At 63.6% G+C, this 21,169-nt stretch carries 20 protein-coding genes and 1 tRNA gene; 15 read left to right on the forward strand and 6 right to left on the reverse strand.

Annotated elements, in window-relative coordinates; all coding sequences use genetic code 11:
• Positions 1 to 154 precede the first annotated feature (154 nt).
• The gene (locus I2488_RS03420; RefSeq protein ID WP_196274415.1) at positions 155 to 1,474 is read left to right on the forward strand and encodes a M20/M25/M40 family metallo-hydrolase; all 1,320 of its coding nucleotides are present in this window, start codon (positions 155 to 157) and stop codon (positions 1,472 to 1,474) included.
• A 39-nt stretch (positions 1,475 to 1,513) separates the two neighbouring features.
• The gene (locus I2488_RS03425) at positions 1,514 to 3,799 is read left to right on the forward strand and encodes a ribonuclease R family protein (RefSeq protein ID WP_196274416.1); all 2,286 of its coding nucleotides are present in this window, start codon (positions 1,514 to 1,516) and stop codon (positions 3,797 to 3,799) included.
• Here the strand turns inward: I2488_RS03425 and I2488_RS03430 are convergent, their stop codons facing one another.
• Positions 3,800 to 4,258: a universal stress protein gene (locus tag I2488_RS03430; RefSeq protein ID WP_196274417.1), complete on the reverse strand. Its 459-nt coding sequence runs from the start codon at positions 4,256 to 4,258 to the stop codon at positions 3,800 to 3,802.
• A gap of 171 nt (positions 4,259 to 4,429) precedes the next feature.
• Between I2488_RS03430 and I2488_RS03435 the strand changes: the two genes are divergently transcribed.
• From I2488_RS03435 to lpdA, 3 genes are read left to right on the forward strand one after another with little or no spacing between them, the layout of a single operon-like run.
• A complete protein-coding gene (locus I2488_RS03435) occupies positions 4,430 to 5,707 on the forward strand; it encodes a pyruvate dehydrogenase complex dihydrolipoamide acetyltransferase (protein ID WP_196274418.1) in 1,278 nt (425 codons plus the stop codon).
• A 36-nt stretch (positions 5,708 to 5,743) separates the two neighbouring features.
• Complete coding sequence (locus I2488_RS03440; protein ID WP_196274419.1) at positions 5,744 to 6,130, forward strand: acyl-CoA thioesterase; 387 nt, start codon at positions 5,744 to 5,746, stop codon at positions 6,128 to 6,130.
• Between the two features lie 13 nt (positions 6,131 to 6,143).
• A complete protein-coding gene (gene lpdA / locus I2488_RS03445; RefSeq protein WP_196274420.1) occupies positions 6,144 to 7,556 on the forward strand; it encodes a dihydrolipoyl dehydrogenase in 1,413 nt (470 codons plus the stop codon).
• Positions 7,557 to 7,651: 95 nt separating this feature from the next.
• Here the strand turns inward: lpdA and I2488_RS03450 are convergent, their stop codons facing one another.
• Positions 7,652 to 8,458: a type VI secretion system-associated protein TagO gene (locus I2488_RS03450; RefSeq protein WP_196274421.1), complete on the reverse strand. Its 807-nt coding sequence runs from the start codon at positions 8,456 to 8,458 to the stop codon at positions 7,652 to 7,654.
• 100 nt (positions 8,459 to 8,558) lie between these two features.
• Positions 8,559 to 8,648: transfer RNA gene (locus I2488_RS03455), tRNA-Ser, on the reverse strand.
• Positions 8,649 to 8,756: 108 nt separating this feature from the next.
• Between I2488_RS03455 and I2488_RS03460 the strand changes: the two genes are divergently transcribed.
• The 10 genes from I2488_RS03460 (at position 8,757) to mazG (ending at position 17,692) form a co-directional block, all read left to right on the forward strand.
• Positions 8,757 to 9,803, forward strand: a complete 1,047-nt coding sequence (locus tag I2488_RS03460; RefSeq protein WP_246465460.1) for a lytic murein transglycosylase — start codon at positions 8,757 to 8,759, stop codon at positions 9,801 to 9,803.
• Between the two features lie 109 nt (positions 9,804 to 9,912).
• Positions 9,913 to 10,692, forward strand: a complete 780-nt coding sequence (locus I2488_RS03465) for an SPOR domain-containing protein (RefSeq protein ID WP_246465461.1) — start codon at positions 9,913 to 9,915, stop codon at positions 10,690 to 10,692.
• 59 nt (positions 10,693 to 10,751) lie between these two features.
• Complete coding sequence (locus tag I2488_RS03470) at positions 10,752 to 11,912, forward strand: D-alanyl-D-alanine carboxypeptidase family protein (RefSeq protein WP_343070975.1); 1,161 nt, start codon at positions 10,752 to 10,754, stop codon at positions 11,910 to 11,912.
• Positions 11,909 to 12,538: a dTMP kinase gene (gene tmk / locus I2488_RS03475; protein WP_196274424.1), complete on the forward strand. Its 630-nt coding sequence runs from the start codon at positions 11,909 to 11,911 to the stop codon at positions 12,536 to 12,538. The genes I2488_RS03470 and tmk overlap by 4 nt, the downstream gene beginning before the upstream one ends.
• Positions 12,535 to 13,503 (forward strand): DNA polymerase III subunit delta', encoded by a 969-nt coding sequence (locus I2488_RS03480; RefSeq protein WP_196274425.1) that lies wholly within the window; start codon positions 12,535 to 12,537, stop codon positions 13,501 to 13,503. The genes tmk and I2488_RS03480 overlap by 4 nt, the downstream gene beginning before the upstream one ends.
• A gap of 51 nt (positions 13,504 to 13,554) precedes the next feature.
• The gene (gene metG, locus I2488_RS03485; RefSeq protein ID WP_196274426.1) at positions 13,555 to 15,120 is read left to right on the forward strand and encodes a methionine--tRNA ligase; all 1,566 of its coding nucleotides are present in this window, start codon (positions 13,555 to 13,557) and stop codon (positions 15,118 to 15,120) included.
• Entirely contained in the window at positions 15,120 to 15,896 is a 777-nt protein-coding gene (locus tag I2488_RS03490) for a TatD family hydrolase (protein WP_196274427.1), read from the forward strand. The genes metG and I2488_RS03490 overlap by 1 nt, the downstream gene beginning before the upstream one ends.
• Positions 15,893 to 16,660, forward strand: coding sequence for an MBL fold metallo-hydrolase (locus tag I2488_RS03495; RefSeq protein WP_196274428.1), 768 nt, complete (start codon positions 15,893 to 15,895; stop codon positions 16,658 to 16,660). Before I2488_RS03490 ends, I2488_RS03495 begins: the two co-directional genes overlap by 4 nt.
• Positions 16,661 to 16,671: 11 nt before the next feature.
• A complete protein-coding gene (locus I2488_RS03500; protein ID WP_196274429.1) occupies positions 16,672 to 16,842 on the forward strand; it encodes a hypothetical protein in 171 nt (56 codons plus the stop codon).
• Between the two features lie 64 nt (positions 16,843 to 16,906).
• Entirely contained in the window at positions 16,907 to 17,692 is a 786-nt protein-coding gene (mazG, locus tag I2488_RS03505; protein ID WP_196274430.1) for a nucleoside triphosphate pyrophosphohydrolase, read from the forward strand.
• On the opposite strand, the gene hflX is transcribed toward mazG, so the two are convergent.
• From hflX to ntrX, 3 genes are all read right to left on the reverse strand, one after another.
• A complete protein-coding gene (hflX, locus tag I2488_RS03510; RefSeq protein ID WP_196274709.1) occupies positions 17,669 to 19,018 on the reverse strand; it encodes a GTPase HflX in 1,350 nt (449 codons plus the stop codon). The two genes, mazG and hflX, sit on opposite strands and share 24 nt — an antisense overlap.
• Positions 19,015 to 19,590, reverse strand: coding sequence for an RNA chaperone Hfq (gene hfq / locus I2488_RS03515; RefSeq protein ID WP_196274431.1), 576 nt, complete (start codon positions 19,588 to 19,590; stop codon positions 19,015 to 19,017). Before hfq ends, hflX begins: the two co-directional genes overlap by 4 nt.
• A gap of 191 nt (positions 19,591 to 19,781) precedes the next feature.
• On the reverse strand, positions 19,782 to 21,167 hold the full coding sequence (gene ntrX / locus I2488_RS03520; RefSeq protein WP_196274432.1) for a nitrogen assimilation response regulator NtrX: 1,386 nt from the start codon (positions 21,165 to 21,167) through the stop codon (positions 19,782 to 19,784).
• Positions 21,168 to 21,169 lie beyond the last annotated feature (2 nt).

A 21,169-nucleotide genomic window follows, 5' to 3' on the forward strand; every position in this document is an offset into this window, starting at 1 on the left:
AGCCATTCCGGCGTCCCTTCGGGATTTGACCAAAATGGCCCAAACCTCGAAGGCGTGAGTAATAGGTCCTGACCCTAAGGGGGTGGCGGGAAACTGCCACCCTTTTTGACAGGAGCCCTTGGCGCGGGCTTCGTGGACGCTAGTCTCTGCGGTTATGAGACAAGCGCTGTTCCTGATCCCGCTCGTGGCCTCTACTGCGGCTGTTGCTGCGCCTGAGAATGCCATTTCCGAGGCCCGGCTTCGTGCCGACGTTGAAAAGCTTGTCAGCTTCGGTACCCGCCATACGCTCTCTTCGCAGACCGACCCGAAGCGGGGGATCGGCGCGGCGCGGAAATGGGCGGAGGCGGAGTTTCGCAAGACGGGGGCTGCTTGCGGCGGTTGCCTTGAGATCGTGCTGCCGGAGACGGTGGTGAGCGGCGATCGGGTGCCTTTGCCGACGCGGCTCGTCGACGTGGTCGCCATCCAGCGCGGGACCGAACGACCGAACGAGGTCGTCATCGTGCAGGGGCATATCGACAGCCGCGTGTCCGATGTTCTCGACGCGGTGAAGGACGCGCCGGGAGCGAACGACGACGGTTCGGGCACGGCACTGGTGCTGGAAGCGGCGCGGGTGCTTTCGAAGGAGAAGTTCGCGGGCACGATCGTCTATGCCGCGCTTTCCGGTGAAGAACAGGGGCTTTTGGGCGGCAAGTTGCTCGCCGACTATGCCACACAGCAGGGCTGGACCGTGAAGGCCGTGCTCAACAACGATATCGTCGGGGGCTCGCGCGGGTCGGACGGCTACAAGGACGATGCGCACGTTCGCGTCCTCTCCGAAGGGCCGCGTGCCGATGCGACCGATGCCCTGCGCGCGCAGATGCGGCGCTATGGCGGGGAAAATGACAGTCCATCGCGCAATATCTCGCGCTGGGTTGCCAAGCTGGCGGAGAAGGATGGCGCGGGGCTTGCCGTGCGGCAGATCTGGCGGGCGGACCGGCTCGGCCGGGGCGGGGACCAGTTGCCGTTCTCGGACAAGGGCTATCCCGCGATCCGCTTCACCGTGGCGGTAGAGGACTATGAGCATCAGCATCAGGACCTGCGAACCGAGGGCGGCGTGAAGTTCGGCGATACGGTGGACGAGATGGACTTTCCCTATCTCGCCAAGGTGACGCGACTGAACGTGCGTGCTTTGGCCAGGCTGGCACGGACGCCGATGCCGCCTGCGCCGGTGGTCAAAGGCGCGGTGCAACCGAGCACGGATGTGGAATGGCAGGCGGTGCCGGGGGCGACGCGCTATGTCCTGTGGCAACGCCGTACCGATGCGCCGATGTGGGAGACACGGCTGCTTGAAACCGATGAGACCAAAGCCAGCCTGCCGGGCGTTCGCGCCGACGACTGGCTGTTCGGCGTAAGTGCGGTGGCGGCCGATGGCAGTGAAAGCCCGATCGCCTCGGCTGTTCCGGGCGGTCAGTTCGGCCCGCTTCCCAAGTCTTAACCGCTTGCCATCCGGGGGCATAGCGACCACATGCCGCCAATGGCCAAGAACAAGTTTCCGCAAGGGCTCCCGACGCGCCAGCAGGTGCTCGATTTCATTGCTCAGTCTGACGAGCCTGCGGGCAAGCGCGAGATTGCCAAGGCTTTCGGCCTGAAGGGCACCGAGAAGATCGCGCTCAAGGCGCTGCTCAGGGACATGGCCGAGGAAGGCCTGATCGACGGCAACCGCAGCGCGTTCCACGCCATGGGCGGCGTGCCCAAGGTGACGGTGCTGCGCATTGTCGAGATCGACGAAGGCGAGCCGGTGGCGATTCCGGATAGCTGGCATCCGGAAGACGCCAGTCCGCCGCCGCGCCTGCGCGTGGTTGAGCCGCGCGGCAAGGCAAGGGAGCGCGGCCCGGCGCTGCGGGTGGGTGATCGCATTCTGGCGCGCACCGAGGAAGCGGGGAAGGGCTGGCTCGCCCATCCGATGAAGAAGCTCCAGGGCGGCGAAGAGCAGCTGATGGGCGTTGTCGAACTGGACGGCGCGGGCAAGGGCTGGCTGGCGCCGGTCGACAAGCGCGTGCGCAATGCCGTGCCGATCTCCGATCTTGGTGGCGCCGAGGTGGGTCAACTGGTGCTGGCCGAGCCGGCAGGCCGTTCGCCGCGCTCGGGCATGAAGGTTGTGGCGGTGCTGGGCGATCCCCTCGCACCACGCGCGTTCAGCCTGATCGCGATCCACAAGCATGGCATTCCCTTCGTCTTCCCCGATGCCGCGATCCGCGAGGCCGAGGAAGCAGCAAAGCTGCCGCTCAGCGAAGACAAGCGCGAGGACCTGCGGCACCTGCCCATCGTCGCGATCGACCCGGCCGATGCGCGCGATCACGACGATGCGATCTGGGCCGAGCCCGACGGGCAGGGCGGGTTCAATGCGGTCGTCGCGATTGCCGATGTCAGCTTCTACGTGCGTCCCGGCGGGCAGACCGACCGGGAGGCGCGCAAGCGCGGCAATTCGGTCTATTTCCCTGACCGCGTCGTACCGATGTTGCCGGAGGTGCTGTCGGCAGATGTCTGTTCGCTGAAATCGGGTGCGGACCGTGCGGCGATGGCCTGCCACATGTCGATCGACAGCGAGGGGCGGATCAAGGACTGGCGCTTTACCCGCGCGATCGTGCGGATCGCCGAAGTCATCGCTTACGAGGAGGCGCAGCGGCGCATCGATTCAGGCGAAGCCGAGGCGCACCTCGTCAACCTGTGGGACGCCTGGCGCTTGCTGGAGAAGGCGCGGAACGCACGTGATCCGCTGAACCTAGAACTGCCCGAGCGCCGGGTGGTGCTGGACGAGCAAGGCAAGATTGCCGAGATCGCCATCCGTGAGCGGCTCGATGCGCACCGCGTGGTCGAGGACTTCATGATTGCGGCGAACGTTGCTGCGGCCAAGGCGCTCGAGGCCAAGGTTGCTCCGGTGGTCTATCGTATCCACGAACCGCCGAGCCGCGAGAAGCTGGTGGCGCTGAAGGACTATCTGGCGACGTTTGATCGGAAGCTGTCGCTGGGGCAGGTGATCACGCCTTCGCTGTTCAACCGCATGCTCAAGGACATCGCCGACGAGGCGGAAAAGGCGCTGATCATGGAGGCGGTGCTGCGCAGCCAGACGCAGGCCTATTACGGGCCGCGCAATGCCGGGCACTTCGGATTGTCGCTGGGGTCCTATGCCCACTTCACTTCGCCGATTCGCCGCTATTCGGACTTGCTGGTCCATCGCGCGCTGGTCGATGCCTACGGGCTGGAGCAGCCGCGGCCCAAGGCCGATCTGCCGCCGACGTCAGGCCTGTCGGATCGCGACCGCGGCGATCTGGCGCGGGTTTCCGAAGCCATCAGCAATGCCGAGCGCCGCGCGATGGACGCCGAGCGCGATACCATCGACCGCTATGTTGCGGCGTGGCTCTCGGGCAAGGTCGGCGAGGTGTTCGACACGCGCATCACCGGCGTGCAGAAGTTCGGCCTCTTCGCCACGATCATCGGGCTGGGCGGGGACGGGCTGGTGCCTGTGTCCACGCTTGGGGCCGAACGCTTCAACTACGATGAGAAGGCGCAGCGCCTTATCGGGGAGCTGAGCGGCGAGGAATTCGCCATGGGCCAGATCCTCAAGCTGCGGCTGGCCGAGGCCAATCCGCTGACCGGGGCGCTCAAGTTCGAGCCGGTGGATGTGGCCGAGGGCGTGCAGCGGATCGAGCGGCGCGGCGGCAAGATGGAGCACAAGCCCAGGCGGCAGGGCAACTACATTGCGGGCAAGCGCGGGCGGCCTTCCAACATCCGCCATCAGGGCAAGGGCAAGCGCAAGTGATCAGCTGAAGCGGTCGATCTTCTCGTCGGAGATCGCGCCCGGCACGATCATCAGCGGGCAGGGGAGCTGCCCTGCGGTTCCGGCGAAGTGAGTTACCAGCGGGCCGGGATTGCTGCCCCCGGCTGCGCCCAGAACCAGCGCCGAAACCTCCGGGTGCTCGCCCAGGTATTCACGCACCACCTTGGGCCCGTCACCCATGCGCACCGAGATCTGGGGAGCGAGGCCGGATTCGCTGGCGAGGCTGCCCGCCGCGGTCATCGCCAGAACCTCGGCCCGGTCGCGCGCCTCTTCCTCGATCGTCGCCTGCACGCCGCCGAAGGCGACGAACTGCTGTTGCGGGACAAGGGCGAGGATGTGGACCGCGCCGTCGGTGCGAACCGCGCGCCTCGCGGCAAAGCGCAATGCGCCCTTGGCCTCGTCGGTCTCGTCCATGATGACCAGGTAGATGCGCTGCGACATGGCGGTTCGTCCTCTCGTCCCTCACGTATCGGCAAATTCGTATGCGGCGCAAGCGGCAAGCCACTTGACCCGACGCGCCAGACTGGTGAAATGGGCCTGACAAAAGATGCAGGGGTGGTTTCCGCTACGACCCCTTTGCTTTCTTGCCATCAGGACACGGAAAACACGCCCATGCCCATCGCCATCAAGATGCCCGCTCTCTCGCCGACAATGGAAGAGGGGACGCTCTCCAAGTGGCTGGTGAAGGTGGGCGACAAGGTTTCCTCGGGCGACATCATGGCCGAGATCGAGACCGACAAGGCGACAATGGAATTCGAAGCCGTGGACGAAGGCACGATCGTCTCGATCGACGTGGCCGAGGGTTCGGAGGGCGTGAAGGTCGGCACCGTGATCGCGATGATCGCCGGTGAAGATGAAGACGCCAGCGCGCCCGCTCCTGCAGCCAAGGCGGCAGAGCCTGCTCCTGCGCCGAAGGCGGCACCAGCGCCGGCAGCGGCGCCCACTCCCGCGCCGGTCGCCGCAGCAGCGCCCGCTCCCAAGGGTGATCGCGTGATCGCCAGCCCGCTCGCCAAGCGCATTGCTGCCGACAAGGGCATCGATCTTGCCGGTGTGGCCGGTTCCGGTCCGAACGGCCGCATTGTGCGGGCCGACGTTGAGGGTGCGAAGCCCGCCGCTGCCGCAGCCGTGGCTTCGGCTCCTGCCGCTGCAGCCCCTGCACCAGCCGCCGCTCCTGCACCGGTTGCGGTTCCCGACTTCGGCATCCCGTACGAAGCCACCAAGCTCAACAATGTGCGCAAGACCATCGCCCGCCGCCTGACCGAGGCGAAGCAGACGATCCCGCACATCTACCTGACGGTCGACATCCAGCTCGATGCCCTGCTCAAGCTGCGCGGCCAGCTCAACAAGGCGCTCGAGGCGCAGGGCGTGAAGCTTTCGGTCAATGACCTGATCATCAAGGCGCTGGCCAAGGCGCTGGTGCAGGTGCCCAAGTGCAACGTCAGCTTCGCGGGCGACGAACTGCGCAGCTTCAAGCGTGCCGATATCTCGGTCGCCGTTGCGGCGCCTTCGGGCCTGATCACGCCGATCATCGTCGACGCCGGCAACAAGTCGGTCTCGGCCATCGCCACGGAGATGAAGGCACTGGCGAACAAGGCTCGCGAAGGCAAGCTGCAGCCGCACGAGTATCAGGGCGGCACGGCCTCGCTTTCCAACCTCGGCATGTTCGGGATCAAGAGCTTCGATGCCGTGATCAACCCGCCGCAAGCGATGATCATGGCGGTCGGTGCGGGCGAGCAGCGCCCCTATGTGATCGATGGTGCGCTTGGCATCGCCACGGTCATGTCGGCCACCGGCAGCTTCGACCACCGTGCCATCGATGGCGCCGACGGTGCCGAACTGATGCAGGCGTTCAAGAACCTCATCGAGAACCCGCTGGGTCTGGTCGCCTGATCAAGACCGCCTGAAACAAGTCGCAGGGGTGCAACGATGGCCGATCCGCTACCACAAGGCGAACCGGCCATCCGCATCACGGCGATGCCAGCAGATGCGAACCCGGCGGGCGATATCTTTGGCGGATGGTTGATGGCGCAGATGGACATGGCAGCAGGGATCGTTGCGGCGCGCCGGGCCAAGGGCCGCGCTGCGACGATTGCTGTCGAAGGCATGACCTTTCATCATCCGGTCCATGTGGGTGACGAGGTCTCGGTCTATGCGCACTTGTCCAAGGCCGGGCGCACCTCGATGACGATCGATGTCGAAACCTGGCGCCGCGCCCGTACCGGCGAGGATCGCCAGAAGGTGACGCAGGCACGATTCTTCTTCGTCGCGATAGACGACGAACGCAAACCGCGGCCCTTGCCGCAGACAGACTGACAGGAGCATTTGCGTGGCTGACCAATACGACGTCATCGTCCTCGGATCGGGCCCCGGCGGCTATGTCGCGGCGATCCGCTGCGCGCAGCTTGGCCTGAAGACCGCGATTGTCGAGCGCGAAAACCTTGGCGGCATCTGCCTCAACTGGGGCTGCATCCCGACCAAGGCGCTGCTGCGCTCGGCCGAAGTGCTGAACCACATGAAGCACGCGGCTGCCTATGGCCTCGCCGCTGACAACATCCGCGCCGATCTCGATGCGGTGGTCAAGCGTTCGCGCGGCGTGGCCAAGCAGCTCAATCAGGGCGTCACGCACCTGATGAAGAAGAACAAGATCACCGTGCACATGGGCAATGGCGTGCTAATGTCGGCAACTTCGGTTGAAGTGACCGGCGACAAGGGCACCGAGACGATCTCGGCCAAGCACGTCATCGTCGCAACCGGTGCCCGCGCGCGCGATCTGCCGTTCGCCAAGGCCGATGGCGAGCGCGTGTGGACCTATCGCCACGCGATGACACCCAAGCAGATGCCGACCAAGCTGCTGGTCATAGGCTCGGGCGCAATCGGCATCGAATTCGCCAGCTTCTACAACGACATGGGCGCCGAAGTTACGGTCGTCGAGATGATGGACCGTGTCGTTCCGGTGGAAGACGCCGACGTCTCGGCCTTCCTCGAAAAGGCGCTGACCAAGCAGGGCATGAAGATCATGACCGGCGCTGGCGTCGAAAGCCTTGCCGTTTCGGCGTCGGGCGTGAAGGCGAAGATCAAGGGCAAGGATGGCAAGGTTGCCGAGGCTGACTACAGCCATGTCATCGTTGCCGTCGGCATCGTGCCGAACACCGAGAACATCGGCCTTGAAGGGCTGGGCGTGAAGGCCGAACGCGGCATCATCGCCATTGACGGCTATGGCCGCACCAACGTCAAGGGCCTGTGGGCGATCGGCGACGTGACGCCAGGACCGTGGCTGGCGCACAAGGCGAGCCATGAAGGCGTGATCGCCGCCGAAGCCATCGCTGCCGAACTCGGCAACAAGGACGTCCACCCGCACCCGATGGACCGCGCCAACATCCCCGGCTGCACCTACTGCCACCCGCAGATTGCCAGCGTCGGCCTGACCGAGGCAAAGGCCAAGGAAGCGGGCTACGAACTCAAGGTCGGCACCTTCCCGTTCATCGGCAACGGCAAGGCCATCGCACTGGGCGAGCCCGAAGGCTTCGTGAAGACCGTGTTCGACGCCAAGACCGGCGAGTTGCTGGGCGCACACATGATCGGGGCGGAAGTGACCGAGATGATCCAGGGCTACGTCGTGGGCAAGACGCTGGAAACGACCGAAGCCGAACTGATGCACACCGTCTTCCCGCACCCGACGATCAGCGAATCGATGCATGAAAGCGTGCTGGCGGCTTACGGACGCGCGATCCACATTTGAGGATCACCATCGGTAACAGCCCATCTAAAAAGACGCGGTCAGGAAAAACCTGCCCGCGTCTTTTTGTATCAGCGAATATTAAGCCGGAAAACGCCCTAAAGTGACCATCCACACTCTTTGGCGATCGGCTGAACCGCCTTCTCAATACCCGTCAAATCGAACACGGCGGTGACCGGATTTTCATTGTAGGGCACCGTTTTAAGTACTAGGCGCTTGGAAGCTGCCATGTCTTTGATAAGTTTGACGATTGAGCCTGGCGCAAAGGTTGCTTTGCTGTCGGTAGAGATATCCCAGCGCTCCACTTTGGCCGGCGTATCGCCAACACGGACTGTGACGTTTTTCCAGTCCTCGTATACATCGTTCGAATCGTCACCAAGATAATCAGCCCAGTTCACAAAAAGCTCGGTTTTGTTCGATTCGCATCGGATCGTGAGCGATACACTGTCGCCCATCGATGACTTTCCATCCGCTGACAGCAAAGTTGCCCTTACCGTTTTCGTGTCATCGACAGGGTTCTTGTCTTCACTCGTTATCCAAGCACTCTCGGCGCCAAGCTCGTCGCTTTTGCCATTGGCGGCGACCTCTTGCACAGTTACCGCAGCCTCTTCTGCTACATTGCCGTAACAGCGGTTCATCGCCGCGGTGAATGTGGCACTACTTGCAAAAGACACAATCGATCCATCATAAAAAAATGGTTCAAAGCCGACAAAAGCTCCCATTCGATTTTTTGCATTGACCTGCCCATGGGAAATGGATGTGTCATTCGGGCAAGTGGACACCTCTTTAAAAACTGCAGATTCGCCATCGATCAATTGATCTCGGACAGCCTTCTCAACTGCGCTGTTGCAGCCGGTTAGTGCGAGCGCTGTAAAAACGCTGACTAAACGGATGTGTCTTTGCATGCTCAAAAACCCGCGAAGTTTCCAACTCGGTGCAATCTACCGAGATCTATCCAGTTTGCACTAATTTTTGACGCTGACGATTTCTTGTTGTTGGGAGTTTTGGCGGACAGGGTGGGATTCGAACCCACGGTGAGCTTCCACCCACGGCGGTTTTCAAGACCGCTGCCTTAAACCACTCGGCCACCTGTCCGCGCCCGCTGCGCGTGAAGCGCGGTGCAGGCTCGGCTCGCCGTTAGCGGGTTTGGTGTCGGTCGCAAAGGGGATTCCCATCGCGGTGGTTACGTGCAACATCGGTTTCATGATGTTTCTGAAGAATGCAAAGGTCCTTCGGGCGATTGGCGTGGCGGCACTGGCGCTGCTCGCGGCAGGGCCCGCCGCCGGGCAGTCGGCAGAGGAGGAAGCAGGCTTTCAGGGCTATCTCCAGCTTCTTGCCGCGCGCGGCCGTGCCGAAGGCGTCAGCGAATCGACAATCGCGGCAATGACTTCTGGCCTCACTCTCAACCAGCGTGTGATCCAGCTGGATCGGGCACAGCCGGGTTCGTCATCGGGTTCCATCCCGGCTTTCGAGCCTTATCGCCGCCAGCACGTCGACGCCGCACGCATTGCGCGAGGGCGGAGGCAGTACGCGGCGGTCGGAGGGCAGATCGGCGCGATCGAGCAGCGGTACGGAGTGCCGGGGCCGATCATGCTGGCTATCTGGGGGCACGAGACCGACTACGGCGGCTATACCGGCAGTTTCGACCTGCCGCGCGCGCTGGCGACGCTGGCCTATGAGGGGAGGCGGCGCGAACTGTTTGCCGACGAATTCGTCGCGGCGATGAAGATGGTGGACCGGGGCGTGCCGCGCTCGAAGCTCGTCGGCAGCTGGGCGGGGGCGTTCGGCAATCCGCAGTTCCTGCCATCGGTCTATTTGCGCGTGGCGCAGGATGGCGATGGCGATGGCCTGGCCGACATCTGGGGCAGCCGGGTCGATACGCTTTCCTCGATTGCCAACTATTTCCGCGATGCCGGATGGCGGCCGGGCCAGCCTTGGGGTGTGGCCGTGTCTGTGCCCGAAGGGCTGGACCGGGGAAGCCTTGGCACCACGCTGAAGAGCCCACGCTGCCCGCGCGTGTTCGACCGGCACACCGGGTGGAAGACCATGGCCGAGTGGCGCGCGCTCGGCATCGTCCCGCAGTCGGGGCGCTGGCCGGCAGACAATGTCATGGCCAGCCTGCTCGAACCCGACGGGCGAGGGCGGACGGCCTATCTGCTAACCGGAAATTATAGGGTTATCCTCGATTACAACTGCTCGAACTTTTACGCCCTGTCCGTAGGACTTCTTGCAGATGAGATATCCCGTTAGCCGAATAGCGCTTGTCGCCACGCTCCTTCTGGCCGGCTGCAGCGGTGCAAATGCCCGGGTTTCCTCGGCCGTTGATGCTGGCGGAACCGGTCCCGCCGGGGACTATCCGATGGTCCTCGGAGCCCCCTTCGTGGTCAACGGAGTGACCTATACCCCTGCAGACACGCTGAACTATGATTCGGTCGGCTACGCCGGGACGACAGATGCGGCAGGCGTGACCGGCGCTCATCGCACCTTGCCGCTGCCGAGCTATGTGGAAGTCACCTCGCTGGAGACCGGCCGGACGGTTCTCGTTCGCCTGACCCAGCGCGGACCGATGTCTGGTGATGATCTGGTGTCCCTTTCCGCCGGAGCGTGGGCGCAACTTGGTGGTACACCGGGATCGCGCCTGCCGGTGCGCGTCCGCCGCGTGAACCCGCCCGAGGCCGAGCGGGCATTGTTGCGGGCGGGATCGCCAGCACCGGCACGCATGGATACCCCGCCGGGCTTGCTGTCAGCCTTGAAGCGGAAACTGGGAATTGTGCCCGTAGCGGCTCCGACACCTGCTGCGGCTGAGCCGATCTTGCCCAAGCCCGAGCCCAAGGCTGCCACCAAGACACCGCCGGTCAAAGTGGAACCGCCGGTAGTAAAGACAGCGCCCAAGCCAGCGGCGCCGAAGGCCGAGCCTGCCGCCGCTCCGTCAAAGGGCCTCTATGTGCAGGTGGGCGCTTACTCCACCCGCGCGCGGGCCGAGGCGGCTGCGAAGGCAACCAGTGGTGCGGTCACCCCCGCAGGCAAGCTGTGGCGCGTTCGCGTCGGGCCGCACAAGGATCGTGGACAAGCCGATGCAGCGCTGGCGAAGGTCCGCGCGGGCGGCTATGCCGACGCAAGGGTCGTGACCGCGCCTTGACCTTGTAAGGCGCGAAGGCGGCCGGCGATGTCCGGGGATTGCACTTGCGTTTGAAGGTCGTGACGATTGCGATGGCAGCCACGCTGGCGGCGCTGCCGGTTCAGGCCGCCGCGCCGGAGGCGGGTGCTGCCGATCCGCTTGCCTCCATGCCGCGGATCGACGCGCCGATTGCGCTGATGCTCGATGTCGGTTCTGGTCGGGTGCTGTTTTCACGCGATCCGCACCGGCGCTTCGTGCCGGCCTCGATCACCAAGATCATGACGAGCTATGTCGCCTTCGACCTGATTTCCAAGGGCAAGCTGCGGCTCGACCAGCGCATTCCGATCCGGCCCGAAACCTTCCGCAAATGGCGCAATGTCGGCAGCACGATGTTCCTGCCCGCCGAAGCGCAGCCGACCGTGGCCGAACTGATAGAAGGCATCGTCACCGTCTCCGCCAACGATGCCTGCGTGGTTCTGGCCGAGGGCGCGACCGGATCGGTCCCTGCCTTCACCGCGCTGATGAACCAGGCCGCTGACGAACTCGGCATGCGAGACAGCCATTTCAACACGCCGAACGGCTGGATGGACGAAGGGCAGACTTACGTCACCGCCGCCGATCTGGCGACGCTGAGCGGCGCGCTGATGACGCGCTTTCCCGATCTCTACCGCCGCTTCTATGGCCATGCCGAGATGACGTGGAACGGCATTACCCAGCCAAACCACAATCCGCTCTATGGCCACACCGAAGGCGCGGACGGTGTGAAGACCGGCTTCACCAACGAAGCGGGCTACGGCTTCGTCGGTTCGGCGCAACGCAATGGTCGCCGACTGGTCATGGTGCTGGGCGGTTACGACCGGCCCATCGACCGCACCAACCAGTCGCGGGCGTTCATCGAGTGGGGCTTTGCGGCCTGGGATGCCAAGCCGATCTACCGCCGGGGCGCTGCGCTGGGGACAGCCACAGTGCAGGGTGGCGAAGTGCGCCAGGTGTCGCTGGTGGCTCCGCACGATCTCAGCGTGACGCTCCCCAAGGGCGCTGCAAGCAAGTACACGCTTTCGGTGCGCTACAAGGGACCGCTGAAGGCACCGATCCGCAAGGGTGAGAAAGTGGCCAGTCTGCTCGTGCGCGTGCCGGGCGAGCCGGTTCATGTCCTGCCGCTGGCAGCGGGTGAAGACGTGCCGCGCGGCGGCATGTTCGCCCGGCTACGCAATGGCGCGCTGGGTCTGGTCGGCCTGTGACGCAAGGCCGCTTCATCGCGCTGGAAGGCGGCGAAGGCGTCGGCAAGTCGACGCAGGGGCGGATGCTTGCAGAAGCCCTGCGAACGCGGGGGCTGGACGTCGTGACTACGCGTGAACCGGGGGGAACGCTCGGCGCCGAGGCCATCCGCGCGATGCTGCTAAGCACCGAGGGCGAGGGGTGGGGCGCCCGTGCGGAGGCCCTGCTGTTTGCCGCCGCGCGTGCCGATCATGTCGAAAAGCTGATCCGACCGGCCCTTGTGCGCGGGGCGTGGGTGGTGTGCGACCGCTTCGTCGACAGCAGCCGTGCCTATCAGGGCGGTGGCGGCGGTCTTTCCGACGCCGAGGTGCTCGACCTGCATCGCATCGGCAGCGAGGGCCTTCTGCCCGACCTGACGATCCTGCTCACAGTTCGCCCGGAAGTCTCGGCCCAGCGCCTCGCCTTGCGCGATGGCGGCACCGGCGACCGTATCGAAAGCCGCGGCGCGGCGTATCATTCCCGGGTCGCTGAGGCTTTCCGCAGCTTTGCCACTCAGAATCCTGACCGCTTTGCCGTGATCGATGCCGAAGGATCGCCCGACGAGGTCCATGCTCGCGTCATGACCAGCCTCGCAGGCCTTCTGGCATGAGCGTGCCGCTGATTGGCCATGACGAAGCCTGGCGCATCTGGCGCGCCGCCATGGCAGGCGAACGGATGCACCACGGCTGGATCCTCGCCGGGCGCGAAGGGTTGGGCAAAGCGAGCTTCGCCCGAACTGCCGCCGCCGAGCTGGTGGCAGAACCCGGCGTGCCGCAGCCCCCGGTAGAGGCGCATCCGGACATTCTCACGCTGTTCCCGCTCCCGGCCAACGAGGACGAGGCCAAGAAGCGTGACGAGGGCAAGCCCTACCAGCTGAAGCGCAGCATCTCGGTCGATCAGGTGCGAGCCCTTCAGCGACGCCTCACCACCCGGCCAACATTGGGCCGCAGGCGCGCAGTGATCATCGATTCGGCCGACCTGCTCGAGAAAAGTGCGGTCAACGCCTTGCTCAAGAGCCTGGAAGAGCCGCCGATCGGCACCTTCTTCCTGCTGGTCGTCCATGCGCTGGGACGCCTGCTCCCGACGGTCCGTTCGCGTTGCACCGTGGTCAGGTTCCATCCGCTTCCGGCCAGTGACGTTGCCCGGGCGCTGGACGATATTGCGCCGGAGCTCGATGGCGAGACCCGAAAAGCGGCGCTGGCCGTTGCAGGTGGTTCCCCCGGCGCGGCTCTGGCTTTCGCCGCACAGGATCTTGGCAAGGCGCAGACGCTGTTTGCGCGAATTGTCGAGCAGGGGGACCCGGACCTGTCACTGCGCGGCGCGCTTGCCGGTGCGCTGGGGGCCAGGCCAGATCGCGAAAGGATCGCGGCGGCGATCGAAGCTGCCCGGATGACCGTGGTCGGCGCGCTTGATCGGGTCGATGATGCCGCCAAAGTGCGACTGGTCGAAGCCCATGCTCGTCTGGTCAGGCTCGCCAGCGAAGCACCGATCTACAATTACGACCCGGCAATGCTGACCATGGAAATCGGCTCCTTGCTGGCATCGGCTGCGCCGACTAGGGAAGGGGCGCGATAAGGCTCCGGATTCCTTTGAGCCACATACCCTATTGAGAAAGCGACCGGCCCGATGGGCGAACCCTTCTACATCACCACCGCCATTTCCTACCCGAACGGCAAGCCACACATCGGCCACGCTTACGAGGCGATTGCCGCCGACGTGATCGCGCGGTTCCAGCGAGCCATGGGGCGCGATGTCCGCTTCCAGACCGGCACTGACGAGCATGGCCTGAAGATGGCGCAGAAGGCGCGCGAACTGGGCGTGACCCCGCGCGAACTTTCCGACGAAATATCATCGTATTTCATCAAGATGTGTGATGAACTGAATGTCTCGTATGATGTTTTCATCCGCACCACCGAGGATCGCCATCATGCGTCGGTGCAGGAATTGTGGCGGCGCATGGAGTCGAACGGCGATCTCTACCTCGATCGCTACGAGGGCTGGTACTCGGTCCGCGACGAAGCGTTCTATGACGAGAGCGAGCTTGTGGCCGGGGAAGGGGGCGAAAAGCTTTCGCCCCAGGGCACGCCCGTCGAATGGACGGTCGAGGAAAGCTGGTTCTTCCGCCTCTCGAGGTACGCCGAGCCGCTGCTGAAGCTCTACAACGAGAACCCGGAGTTCATCCAGCCCGACAGCCGGCGCAACGAAGTGATGCGCTTTGTCGAAGGCGGCCTGCGCGATCTTTCGGTCTCGCGCACCAGCTTTGACTGGGGCGTGAAGGTGCCGGGCAGCGATGGCCATGTCATGTACGTCTGGGTCGATGCGCTCACGAACTATATCACCGGTCTCGGCTTCCCCGAGGAAACCGGCAACTTTGCAAAGTATTGGCCAGCGAACCTGCACCTGATTGGCAAGGATATCGTCCGCTTCCACACGGTCTATTGGCCGGCCTTCCTGATGAGCGCAAACATCGCGCTGCCCAAGCAGGTGTTTGGCCATGGCTTCCTGCTCAATCGCGGCCAGAAGGAATCGAAGTCCCTCGGCAACGTCACCGATCCGCTCGAATTGGCCGAACGTTTCGGCGTCGATCCCCTGCGCTATTTCCTGATGCGCGAAGTCGCGTTCGGGCAGGACGGATCCTACTCGCCGGAAGCGATCGTCACGCGCTGCAACGCCGAACTGGCGAACAGCTACGGCAATCTCGTCCAGCGCACACTTTCCATGATTTTCAAGAACATGGATGGCACTCTTGAGAAGTTTGCGAGCGCCGACGCGGACGACGCTCTGCTTGCCACCGTATTCACCGCCTGCCGCGACGAACTGCCCCGCGAGTTCGAGGCCCTGAACTTCTCGGCTGGCATCGATGCATGGATGCGTGCCGTGTTCGCCTGCAATGCTTACGTCGACGAACAGGCACCTTGGGCCCTGCGCAAGACCGATCCGGAACGCATGAAGGCAGTGCTGCTGACCCTGTTCATGGCCATTCGGGATCTCACCATTGCGATTGCCCCGGTTGTTCCTGCCGCCGCTGCCAAGGTCCTCGATCAGCTTGGCGTACCATCCGATGGACGCGGATTTGCCGCACTCACGGACGCCGACTGGTATCTGGCGCGGGTGGCGACGGGCGAAAAGCTTGGGCAGCCGGTACCGGCGTTCCCGCGGCTTGAACTGCCCGAGGAGCCAGCCTCAGCATGATGCTGATCGATTCGCATTGCCATCTCAACTACAAGGGTCTGGTCGAGGATCAGGCCGAGGTACTCGGGCGGGCGCGCGAAAGCGGCGTGCGTGGCTTTCTAAACATCTCGACTCGGCAGCGCGAGTGGGCTGATATAGTCGCCACCGCTGAGCGGGAATGCGATGTCTGGGCCAGCATGGGCATCCATCCCCACGAAGCCGATGGTCATGCCGATCTTGGCGAAGCCGCATTGCTCGAAGCTGCTGCGCACCCCCGCGTGATCGGCATCGGCGAGACCGGGCTCGATTACTATTACGACCACTCGGACCGGCAGGTGCAGCAGGACCTGTTCCGGGTTCACATCCGTGTCGCGCGCGAAACCGGTTTGCCACTGATCGTCCACACCCGCGATGCGGAAGATGATACGACCCGGATTATCGAGGAAGAAATGGGGAAGGGGGCCTTCCCCGCGCTGATCCACTGCTTCACCGCCTCTGCGCCATTCGCTGCCAAAATGCTGGAACTGGGGCTGTCGATATCGCTTTCCGGTATCGTGACATTCAAGAATGCCAAGGACTTGCAAGCGGTTGCGGCTGAACTGCCTGAGGATCGTATTCTGGTTGAAACAGATGCGCCCTTCCTCGCGCCGGTGCCACACCGGGGCAAGACATGCGAACCAGCCTTCGTGGCCGACACTTGCGCTTTCGTGGCGGCGCTTCGCGGGACGTCCACGGAGGCACTCGCCGATCGCACCGGCGCCAATTTCTTCAGGCTTTTCAACAAGGCCAGCCTGTGAAGCTGACGATCCTCGGTTCTGGCACGTCGACGGGCGTGCCACGCATCGGCAACGACTGGGGCGATTGCGATCCGACAGAGCCTCGGAACCGGCGCACGCGCGTTGCGATCATGGTCGAGGGCGATGATGGCAGCCACCTGCTCGTCGACACGCCGACCGATCTGCGGCACCAGTTCCTCTCCTGCGGCATCGATCGCATCGACGGGGTGCTGTGGACGCACGACCATGCCGATCACTGCCACGGCATCGACGATCTGCGGCCGCTGCGCTATGGCCGTGCCGGCCCCATTCCAGGCTTCGCCGCGAGCGAAACGGTCCGCCGCCTGCGCCAGCGCTTCGGCTATGTTTTCGCCGGACAGCACGGCTATCACACGATCGTCGAGCTCGATAATCTCGATCGTGTGCGCATGTTGAACGGTATCGGCATTGCACATTGCCAGATGCCGCACGGGCCTGCTCAGTCAACCGCGTACCGGTTTGATCAAGGCGGAAAAACAATCGGTTACGCCACAGACTTCAGCGAGATTACCAGCGAGATGATCGACCTGTTCTACAAGGTTGATGTGCTGGTCGTCGATTGCCTGCGGCGGCAGCCACATCCGACACATTCGCATCTCGGCATGGCGCTGGAATTGATCGAGGCGACACGTGCCCGCCGTGGCATCCTGACGCATCTCGACAAGTCCATGGATTACCGAACACTGTGCGGCGAAACGCCGGATCATGTCGAACCGGCTTATGATGGTCTCGAACTCGTCGTCTAGGGAGCGCGCCGTTGGACAGTTACGACCTGACGCGGATCATTGGCATTGGCATGTCGCTGATACTCGTCGTCGCCAGCCTCAAGGGGCGCGAGATCGGGCTGTCCGATGGACTGCGGATGGCGGCCTTGTGGGGTTTTCTGATCATCGCGCTGGCACTGGTTTTCTCGGTACTGGGGTGGTGAAGCCTTACGAACATCCGACCTTTAATTTACATAATACTTATTATCGAAACATTGGGATACGATCATGAGCACTGCCACGACGCCCAACCTGTCACGGCTTCTCGCCATCATGGCACGCCTGCGTGATCCGGAGCGCGGTTGCGAATGGGATTGCGCGCAGACCTTTGCGACGATCGCTCCGTACACGATTGAGGAAGCCTACGAAGTCGACGACGCCATCGCACGAAATGACATGGCAGCGCTGAAGGAAGAACTCGGCGATCTTCTGCTCCAGGTGGTGTTCCACGCTCGCATGGCCGAGGAGCTCGGCCTGTTCTCGTTCGACGACGTTGCCGCCGCCATCTCGTCGAAGATGGAAGCACGCCACCCGCATGTCTTCGGCGATGAGGCCGACGAAGGCCAATCGCGTGAGGATCGCTGGGAGACCGCCAAGGCCGCCGAGCGCTCCTCCAAAGGCGCGACCAGTGCAATGGACGGCGTTGCACTGGCGCTACCGGCGCTAATGCGGGCGGAAAAGCTGCAGAAACGCGCTGTCAGGCAAGGCTTCGACTGGCCCGATCCGTCCGGCGGTTCGGCGAAGGTTTATGAAGAGATACAGGAGCTTGCAGAAGCATCTTCAGACGAAGAACGCGTTGCCGAAGCGGGTGACCTGCTTTTCGCCGCAGTGAACCTCGTACGCAAGCATGGCGTCGCACCGGAAGAAGCGCTGCGTCAGGCCAATGCCAAGTTCGAGCGGCGTTTTCGCGGCATGGAGCACCTGGCCAAGGGTCGCTTTGCGCAACTGACCCTCGACCAGCAGGAAGACCTCTGGCAGGCCGTCAAAGCCTCAGAGCGAGGTGAAACGGCCTAGCTCGCGCTGGGTGAGCCGCACCTTGATGCGCAGCGCGGGATCGCCCTCGGCAGTCTCGGCCTCGGCTTCCTCCTGAATATCACCATGGGCATGGAGCCAAGCCAGACGCTGTCCATCCGAGAGCGGAATGGTGAACTCCAGCGTCTGCGCTCCGCCCGTGAGCATCTGGCCGAGTTGCTCAAGCAGCGCTTCAACGCCCGCACCGGTCAACGCAGAAATCGGCACTATCGGAACCTCGGCAATCCGCGCCGAGATCAGATCCTGCCGCATCGCTTGCTGTTCAGCGGTGAGCAGGTCCCATTTGTTCCATGCCTCGACGATGGGGATCTTCGAGCCCCCTTCCCCGATCACATCAAGGTCCGCGAGGATCTGCTCGACTTCTGCCTTTTGATCCGCCGTTGCCGGATTGGATACGTCGCGCACATGCACGATCACATCCGCGGCCGTCACCTCTTCGAGGGTTGCGCGAAAGGCCGCGACGAGTTGCGTCGGCAGGTCGGAGATGAACCCCACGGTGTCCGAAAGGATCGCCTTTTCCACGCCCGGCAAGCGGATCGAGCGCATTGTCGGATCGAGCGTGGCGAAGAGCAGGTCTTCGGCCATCACGTCGGCACCGGTCAGCCGGTTGAACAGCGTCGATTTGCCGGCGTTGGTATAGCCCACCAGCGCAATCACTGGCCACGGCGCGCGCTGACGCCGCTCGCGGTGTAGCCCACGCGTACGGCGAACCTGCTCCAGTTCCTTCCGCAGCCTTGCCATGCGGCCACGGATCTGCCGCCTGTCGGCCTCGATCTGGGTTTCACCGGGACCGCCAAGGAAGCCGAAGCCACCGCGCTGACGCTCAAGGTGGGTCCATGATCGGACGAGCCGGCCAGCCTGGTAATCGAGGTGCGCGAGTTCCACCTGCAAACGGCCTTCCGCCGTAGCCGCGCGTTCGCCGAAGATCTCGAGGATCAGCCCGGTACGGTCGATGACCTTGCGCTTGAGCTTGTCCTCGAGATTGCGCTGCTGGATTGCCGACAGCGAACCATCGACAATGACCAGTTCCGCATCGGCCATGTTGCAGGCGACGCCGATCCGCCCGACCTGCCCCTCGCCAAACAGCGTCGCAGGACGAACGGCCCGGATCGGCAGGATGAAGGCGTCGACCACTTCGATGCCGATGGCGCGGGCCAGGCCCTGCCCTTCTTCGAGACGGCTTTCCGCGTCCATGCCAAGTCCCCCTCCCCGCTGCTTGATATCGGGGAGGACGACGACGGCGCGCGCGCCACGGGTGACTTCACCTGCTACTTCGCCGGTGTTGTTGCCAAATTCAAAAGTACTCAGGAATCCTCACCATCCCAGTCGCCGGTGAGATCAACATGACCGGCAGGCTGAATTGTCGAAACGGCATGCTTGTAGGCGAGCTGGACATAGCCTTCGCGTTCGAGCAGCATGCAGAAGAGATCATAGGACGCGACCTTGCCCTGCAGCATGACGCCGTTCACGAGGAACATCGTCACCTGCACGCCGGAATCGCGCACGCTGGAAAGGAACACTTCCTGCAGCAAACGGGCCTTCTTGCCGTTTTCCTCGCCACCCGTCTGGAAGTGCGCAACCGAAAGCTGCTGGCCGGGCATGATCGTCGAGATCGCGTGCTTGTAGACCAGCTGCGACTGGCCATCGCGGCGCAGCAGGATCGAGAAGTTGTCGAACCACGTGACGATGCCCTGCAGCTTCACGCCCTTCACGAGGAACATCGTGACGGGGATCTTGTTCTTGCGCAGGTGGTTGAGGAAAAGGTCCTGAAGGTTCTGCCCCTTACCTCCGCTCGGGCCGGTTACGGGCGCCGGAACATCCGCGACAGGAGCGGGTTCGGGCTTGGGCCGAGGGCGGGCAGACAAGGTCTTTCCGGTCATTTCACGTGACTCCGTTTTCTATTGGCTCGGTCCCGCAAGGGACCTTCGCGATCTGGCCTTCGTGCGTCACGCACTCTGGCCGGGTTCGTTGACGAGTTTATGTCCCCCCGCGCCTTCCGTAAACATGGGAAATTGCACAGGGTTCCGAATTAATGCGTATTCACATTCGCAGATTCAACCGTTCTGCCCCTTTATTCTTCATCCTCGTCTTCGCGCCGCTCAGCCATTCCGAGCAACTTGAGCTTGCGGTGAAGCGCCGAGCGCTCCATCCCGATGAAGCTGGCGGTCTTCGAAATATTGCCGGAAAAGCGACGGATCTGCACCTTCAGATACTCGCGTTCGAAGCTCTCACGAGCCTCGCGCAAGGGAACGCCCATCAGGGCTGATCCGCCCGAATCGCCACCCATCGGCGTACTGACGATCTCGGAAGGAAGCATATCCGCGTCGATCCGTGCCAACCGGTCACGCGGGGCGAGAATGACCGTGCGCTCTACCACGTTGCGAAGCTGGCGGACGTTGCCGGGCCAGTCATAGCTCTGCAGCGCGGCCATGGCCTCGGGCGAGATCGCCGGCGGGGCGACGCCCTGTTCGCTGGCGTAGCGGGCGAAGAAGTGGTCGACCAGCGGCGGAATGTCGTCACGTCGATCGATCAGCGAGGGAATGGCGACCGGCACCACGTTGAGCCGATAGTAGAGATCCTCGCGGAACCGACGCTCGGCAATTTCCTTCTCCAGCGGACGCGACGACGAGGACACGACGCGAACGTCAACGCGCAACTGACGATGACCGCCCACGCGGGCGAAGGACTGTTCGGTCAGTACCCGCAGGATGCGTGCCTGGCTTGATGCCGGCATGTCAGACACTTCGTCGAGAAACAGCGTGCCGCCATCGGCCATTTCGAGCAAACCCGCCCGAACCAGCTTGCCGTCGACTTCCTCGCCGAACAGCTCCTGCTCGAAACGTTCGGGCGTGATGCGTGCGGAATTGACCGTGATGAACGGGCTCTGAGCGCGCGGGCTCCATGAATGAAGCAGGCGCGCCGCCACTTCCTTGCCCGATCCCGCAGGCCCGGTGATGAGCAGGCGGCTGCCTGTATTGGCGACACGCTTGAGCGTGGCGCGCACCTGGTTGATCGCCGAACTGTTGCCGGTGAACTCCTCGGCCATCGAAAAGCCCTGTCGCAGCTGGGCGTTCTCGCGGCGCAGGCGCTCGGTCTCGGTCGCGCGCTCGACCAGCAGCAGAAGTCGCTCGGCCTCGAACGGCTTTTCCAGGAAGTCCATTGCCCCGCGGCTGATCGCCGAAACGGCAGTGTCGATGTTGCCGTGACCGGAGAAGATGATTACCGGCAGCTCTGGCTCCCGCTTCTTGATCTCGTCGAGCACTTCCAGACCGTCCATCGGGCTGCCGTGGAGCCAGACGTCGAGCAGCACTAGGCTGGGGCGGCGTTCGTCGATCGCGGCCAGTGCCGAAGTGCTGTCCGCTGCCAACCGACAGCCGTAGCCTTCGTCGGAGAGAACGCCTGCGACCAGTTCGCGGATGTCGCGTTCGTCGTCAACGATGAGGATATCGAGTGCCATTG

This window comes from Novosphingobium jiangmenense (assembly GCF_015694345.1).
Lineage (GTDB): Bacteria > Pseudomonadota > Alphaproteobacteria > Sphingomonadales > Sphingomonadaceae > Novosphingobium > Novosphingobium jiangmenense.